At 73.6% G+C, this 2159-nt stretch carries 2 protein-coding genes; both read left to right on the top strand.

The window, feature by feature from the left end; all coding sequences use genetic code 11:
* Positions 1-1057 (top strand): hypothetical protein (locus TR48_RS37480; protein ID WP_236652511.1); only part of this gene is annotated, 1057 nt, incomplete at its 5' end.
* A partial coding sequence (locus TR48_RS37485; RefSeq protein ID WP_236652512.1) for an adenylosuccinate synthetase occupies positions 1054-2159 on the top strand: 1106 nt, incomplete at its 3' end. The genes TR48_RS37480 and TR48_RS37485, both read left to right, overlap by 4 nt.

The following is a 2159-nucleotide window of genomic DNA, read 5'->3' on the forward strand; positions in this document are numbered from 1 at the left end:
ACGCGGCAGGCGGCCCGACATCACGAACCACAACGGGGAGAACACGATGGGAAGCGGACGCTGGGACACCGACGTCTACACCGCCGCTGCCGACTACCGTGCCGCGCACGGCATCGGCGCCTTCGACTACAGCGACCGCGCCCGTCGCGGCCCGCGCCACGGCTGGCGCGCCCACCCGAACCTCGACCCGCTCGGGCTGACCGTCCGCGAGAGCCGCGACAGCGACGAACACCCGGACTCCCAGGCCATCGCCGTCCTCTTCGACGTCACCGGTTCCATGGGCACCGTCCCGCGCGTGCTGCAGACCAAGCTCCCCGAGCTCTTCGGCCTGCTGCTGCGCAAGGGCTACGTCCGCGACCCGCAGATCCTCTTCGGCGCGATCGGCGACGCCACTTGCGACCGGGTGCCGCTCCAGCTCGGTCAGTTCGAGTCGGACAACCGGATGGACGACCACCTCGGCTGCATCTTCCTCGAGGGCGGCGGGGGCGGTCAGATGCACGAGTCCTACGAGCTCGCGATGTACGCGATGGCCCGGCACACCGCCATCGACTGCCACGAGAAGCGCGGCCGCCGGGGCTACCTCTTCATCATCGGGGACGAACTCCCCTACGGGCAGGTGTCCGCCGCCCAGGTCCGGGAGGTGTTCGGCGAGCGCGCCACGGAGGACATCCCGCTGCAGGCCCTGCTCGACGAGCTGAAGCGCCGCTGGGACGTCTACTACGTCCTCCCCGCCGGATCCTCCTACGTCGGCAACGACCAGGTCCTCGGGCGCTGGCGCACCCTGCTCGGCGACAACGTCATCGAGCTCGACGACCTCGACGCCGTCTGCGAGACCATCGCGGTCGCCATCGGCCTGGGGGAGGGCGCGATCGACCTCGACGAGGGCATCGAGGACCTCGCCGACATCGGCTCCCGTGCGGGTTCCACCGTCGGCCGCGCCCTGGCCCGGGTCGCCCGCGGCACCGGCCAGGCCCTCGTCTCCGGCGTCTCCCTGCTGCCTCGTGACGGGCGGAGCGGAGCGCGACCGGACAACGGCACCGGGAACAGCAGGCTGTGAACATCCGTCAACGCCACGCCGTCGTCGTCGACCTCGGGTTCGGCGACGCAGGCAAGGGCGCCACCGTGGACCGCCTGTGCCGGGCGATGGGCGCGACCACCGTGGTCCGCTTCAACGGCGGCGCGCAGGCGGCCCACAACGTGGTCACGGACGAGGGACGCCACCACACCTTCGCGCAGTTCGGCTCCGGAGCCCTCGTGCCCGGCGTGCGCACGCACCTGTCCCGCTTCGTGCTCGTCGACCCGCTCGCGCTCGCCGCAGAGGCCCGTCACCTGGCCGGGATCGGCGTCCGAGATCCCTTCGGCGGCCTCACCGTCGACCGTCGCGCCCTGTTGACCACCCCCTACCACGCCGCCGCGAACCGTCTGCGCGAGCAGGCGCGCGGCTCCGGCCGCCACGGCTCCTGCGGCATGGGCATCGGCGAGACCGCGGCCTACGCGCTGGACCACCCCGAGGACGCGCCGACGGCCGGGGACTGCGCGGCCCCGGCGCGGCTGACCGCGGTCCTGTCCCGACTACGGGCCAGGCTCGCCGGTCAACTCGGGCTGCCCGTCGCTCAGCTGGGGCCCCCGGTCGAGGACTGCCTGCCCGCCTACCGGGCGTTCGCACAGGCGGTCCGCCTCACCGACGAAGAGCACCTGCCGCAGGTCCTGCGACGCGAGCGGGTCGTCTTCGAGGGCGCGCAGGGCGTCCTGCTCGACGAGTGGTACGGGTTCCACCCGTACACGACGTGGTCCACGACCACCTTCGCCAACGCGAGCACGCTGCTGGCCGAGGCGGGCGCGGCGGCCGACGCGCTGCGGCTGGGCGTGGTCCGCAGCTACACCACGCGCCACGGCCCCGGCCCGCTGGTGACGGAGGACCCCGCGCTGGACGCGGCGCTCGCCGAACCCCACAACGCGACCGGCCCCTGGCAGGGCGCGTTCCGCCGCGGCCACTTCGACGCCGTCGCTCACCGCTACGCGCTCGGCGCGTCCGGCGGCGCAGACGCCCTTGCCGTCACCCACCTCGACGCCCCCGCCCGCGCGCATGGTCTCCGCTTCTGCGACGCCTACGACTTCGCGGGCGGCGAGATCCGCGACCTCACCCCGGCGCCTACGGG

Source organism: Streptacidiphilus neutrinimicus, assembly GCF_000787815.1.
GTDB classification, from domain to species: domain Bacteria; phylum Actinomycetota; class Actinomycetes; order Streptomycetales; family Streptomycetaceae; genus Streptacidiphilus; species Streptacidiphilus neutrinimicus.